Annotated in this window: 4 protein-coding genes; all 4 read left to right on the forward strand. The window is 71.9% G+C overall.

The window, feature by feature from the left end:
• Positions 1 to 165: 165 nt before the first annotated feature.
• The 4 genes from CGE01nite_RS16590 (at position 166) to hemQ (ending at position 4,107) form a co-directional block, all read left to right on the forward strand.
• Positions 166 to 1,122, forward strand: coding sequence for a carbohydrate ABC transporter permease (locus tag CGE01nite_RS16590; protein ID WP_174773475.1), 957 nt, complete (start codon positions 166 to 168; stop codon positions 1,120 to 1,122).
• Positions 1,119 to 2,132: a carbohydrate ABC transporter permease gene (locus tag CGE01nite_RS16595; protein WP_048344289.1), complete on the forward strand. Its 1,014-nt coding sequence runs from the start codon at positions 1,119 to 1,121 to the stop codon at positions 2,130 to 2,132. Before CGE01nite_RS16590 ends, CGE01nite_RS16595 begins: the two co-directional genes overlap by 4 nt.
• 90 nt (positions 2,133 to 2,222) lie before the next feature.
• The gene (locus tag CGE01nite_RS16600; RefSeq protein ID WP_229747387.1) at positions 2,223 to 3,371 is read left to right on the forward strand and encodes a ferrochelatase; all 1,149 of its coding nucleotides are present in this window, start codon (positions 2,223 to 2,225) and stop codon (positions 3,369 to 3,371) included.
• An 85-nt stretch (positions 3,372 to 3,456) separates the two neighbouring features.
• Entirely contained in the window at positions 3,457 to 4,107 is a 651-nt protein-coding gene (gene hemQ, locus CGE01nite_RS16605; RefSeq protein ID WP_141371764.1) for a hydrogen peroxide-dependent heme synthase, read from the forward strand.
• Positions 4,108 to 4,114 lie beyond the last annotated feature (7 nt).

Raw genomic sequence — 4,114 nt, forward strand, 5'->3', positions numbered from 1 at the left:
GGGGACCCCGCAGCCCCGGCCGGTCGCCGCGCCCGCCCGACCCGCCGCCGTCCGAACCCGCAGCCGTCCGAACCTGCAGCCGTTCGAACCTGCAGCCGTTCGACCCTGCAGCCGTTCGACCCCCGCCGTTTCCCCCGCACCGCGGGACGACCCCGAGAGGCCACGATGACCACGTCCGACGTCGTCAGCCCCCCGCCGCGGGCGGAGGCCACGCGGCGCGCACCCCGGCGCCGCACGCCCGTGACGTGGGCGCGCCGCGGCGGACTGAGCGCGGTGCTCTTCGCGGTGCCCCTGCTCGTCGTGTTCGGCCTGTTCTCCTGGTGGCCGATCGTGTCCGCGGTGGAGATGAGCCTGCAGAAGACGAATCTCGTCGACGCGCCCACGTGGGTGGGCCTCGACAACTTCCGCGCGGTGCTCTCAGACCCGCTGCTGCCGACCGTGATCCGGAACACGGGGTGGTTCGCCCTGCTCGCGCTCGTGTTCGGGTACCCGATCCCGCTCGTCGGCGCCGTGCTCATGAGCGAGGTGCGCCGGCGCAAGGGGCTGTACTCGGTGCTCGCGTACCTGCCCGTCGTCGTGCCACCCGTGGTGGCCGTGCTGCTCTGGAAGTTCTTCTACGACCCGCGACCGCAGGGGGTCTTCAACACCGTGCTCGGCTGGGTCGGCCTGGGCCCGTACCCCTGGCTCGCGGACGCGACATGGGCGATGCCCTCGCTCGTCCTGGAGGCGACGTGGGCCGCCGCGGGCGGCACGGTGATCATCTACCTGGCCGCGCTGATCAGCGTGCCCGCCGAGCTGTACGACGCGGCCGAGGTCGACGGCGCGTCGGTGCTGCGCAAGGTCTGGCACGTGACCCTTCCGCAGCTGCGCGGGGTCCTGTTCATCACCCTGATCCTGCAGGTCATCGGCACCGCCCAGGTGTTCCTCGAGCCGTTCCTGTTCACCAACGGCGGTCCGAACCACGCGACCGAGACGATCATGCTGCGCGTCTACAACCTCGCGTTCGCCAACCTGGGCAACAACTTCGGCGAGGCGACCGCGCTCAGTCTGCTGCTCGCTGCGGTCCTCGCCGTCCTGTCCTTGCTGTACTTCCGTGTGACGCGATCCTGGAGCACGTCGTGACCGCCACCTCGCCCCTCGCCGCGACCACCGCCGACCCGCGTCCGGACGCGCGCACCGCCTCGGGACCGGGCGACGCACCGGGGACCGGAGCGCGGCAGGCTCGGCCCTCGCGGCGCCGTCGGCAGGCCCGCGCCGACGAGCGCGAGCGTGGCGCGCTGTCGAGCGCCGACTGGCGACGTCCGCGCGTCGCGTGGACGTGGCGCGGCATGCACCTCGCGCTGCTGCTGCTGCTCGTCGTCTGGTGCCTGGGGCCGCTGCTGCTGCTCGCCAAGTTCGCCTTCACCCCGACGCAGGACATCCTCACGCAGCCGCTGGCGCTGTTCCCGAACGGCTTCACGACGAAGAACGTCGACCAGGCGTTCACGAGGTACCACATCGGGCAGTACTTCCTGAACACCGTGTGGGTCGCGCTCGGGTCGTGGTTCGTCCAGGTCGTCGTCGCGACGACCGGCGGCTACGTGCTCTCGGTGCTGCGGCCGCGGTGGGCCAAGGCACTCAGCTGGGCGGTGCTGACGACGCTGTTCGTCCCCGCCGTGGTGCTGCTGATCCCGCTCTACCAGATCATCGTCGACCCTCCGGTCGGCGAGACGCTCATCAACAGCTACCTCGCGGTGTGGCTGCCCGCGGGGGCCAGCGCGTTCAACGTCGTGCTCGTCTCGCGGTTCTTCGACTCGCTGCCCCGGGAGATCTTCGAGGCCGCGCGCGTCGACGGCGCGGGGCCGGTGCGCGTGTTCTGGTCGATCGTGCTGCCGATGAGCAGGCCGATCCTCGGCGTGGTGTCCGTGTTCGCCGTCATCGCGTCCTGGAAGGACTTCCTGTGGCCGTTCCTGGTGCTGAAGTCCGCGTCGGTCAAGCCGCTGTCCGTCTACCTGCAGTCGATGGCGAACGTCGACAAGGGCACCCTGATGGCGGCGCTCGCGATCTCCACACTCATCCCGGTGGTGATGTTCCTGGTGTTCCAGCGCATGTTCCTGCGGGGTGCCGGGCTCGGCGGCGCGGTGAAGGGCTGAGGCGGATCCTGACGTTCTGTCCGTTCGATGTCACGCCGCCTCGGCGCCCGGCGGACGGTGGCGCCGACGCCGCGGTGCGATGATCGACCTGTGCCTGACGAGTCCTCCGTGAACCCGGTCGCGCCCTACGACGCCCTCCTGCTCGCCTCGTTCGGCGGTCCGGACGGTCCCGACGACGTGCTCCCGTTCCTGCGGAACGTCACCGCGGGCAAGGGCATCCCGGACGAGCGTCTCGCCGAGGTCGCCGAGCACTACCACCACTTCGGCGGGGCGAGCCCGATCAACCGCCAGAACCTGGCCCTGCAGCGCGCGCTGACGGCCGAGCTCGAGCGCCGCGGCATCGACCTGCCCGTCGTGTGGGGCAACCGCAACTGGAGCCCTTACACCAAGGACGCCCTTGCGGCGGCGTACGCGGACGGTCACCGCCGGGTCCTCGCGCTCGTGACCAGCGCGTACGCGTCGTACTCGGGGTGCCGGCAGTACCGCGAGGACTTCTGGTCGACGCTCGAGGAGCTGGGCTCGGACCTCGGCCTGCCCGACGGTGAGCACCCCCTGTCGCTCGACAAGCTGCGCGCCTACTTCAACCACCCGGGCTTCGTCGAGGCGAACGTCGACGCCGTGACCGAGGCCTTCGGCAAGGTCCCCGCAGGCGCGAGGCTCGTGTTCGTCACGCACTCCATCCCGCACACGATGGAGGAGGCGTCCGGTCTCGGCGGACCGTCGTACGCCGCGCAGCACCTCGACGTCGCCGCGACGGTGGCGGCCGCGGTCGGGGAGCGGCTGGGCCGTGCGGTCGAGTGGGACCTCGCGTACTGCTCGCGTTCCGGACCGCCGAGCCAGCCGTGGCTCGAGCCCGACGTCAACGACCTGCTGACGGACCTCGCGGGCCGCGGCGTCGACGCGGTCGTGCTCTCGCCGATCGGTTTCGTCTCCGACCACATGGAGGTCGTCTACGACCTCGACACCGAGGCGCTCGAGACCGCCGAGGCGCTGTCGATGACCGCGGTGCGCGCGGACACCGTCGGCACGCGCGAGCCGTTCGTCCGCGGTCTCGTCGACCTGATCCTCGAGCGTGCCGCCACCGAGCGTGCGGTCGCGGCCGGGCTGCCGACCGTCGAGCCCGCGACGGTCGGCGCGCTGCCGGCCCGCAACGACGTGTGCGTGCCCGACTGCTGCCGGCGCCAGGCCGGCGTCGACTCGGGTCGCCCCGCCGCGTGCTCGCTCGACCCCCTGCGCTGAGCTCGTCGCCCCCGCCCCCTTGACGGAAGGATCGTCCGTGACCGAGGTCGACCACGAGACCCTCAACTCCACCATCCGCTACACGATGTGGTCGGTGTTCGCGCTCGAGGAGGTGCTCCCGGCCGACGACGCCGAGCGTGCCGAGCTCGTCGCGGAGGCGCAGGCCGCCGTCGGTGAGGACGCCGATCTCGTCGTGCGCGGCTGGTACGACGTCGCGGGGCTCCGCGCGGACGCGGACCTCATGGTCTGGTGGCACGCCGAGACCGTCGAGCAGGTGCAGGGCGCCTACCAGCGGCTGCGCCGCAGCGACCTCGGGCGTCACCTGCTGCCGGTGTGGTCCGTGGTCGGGCTGCACCGCGCCGCGGAGTTCAACCGGCGCCACGTGCCCGCGTTCCTCGCCGGCGAGGAGCCGGGCGACTACCTGTGCGTGTACCCGTTCGTGCGCTCGTACGACTGGTACGTCCTGCCGGAGGAGGACCGGCGCCGCATGCTCGTGGAGCACGGGCACGCGGCGCGCGACTACCCCGACGTACGCGCCAACACGGTCTCGGCGTTCGCGCTCGGGGACTACGAGTGGCTGCTCGCGTTCGAGGCGTCCGAGCTGCACCGGATCGTCGACCTCATGCGCGAGCTGCGCGCCGTCGAGGCGCGTCGCCACGTGCGCGAGGAGATCCCGTTCTACACGGGCCCGCGCACGACGCTCGAGGCGTGGGCGGACCGCCAGCCGATCGGCTGACCGGCTC

Origin of the sequence: Cellulomonas gelida, from assembly GCF_006538725.1 — a bacterium.
GTDB classification, from domain to species: domain Bacteria; phylum Actinomycetota; class Actinomycetes; order Actinomycetales; family Cellulomonadaceae; genus Cellulomonas; species Cellulomonas gelida.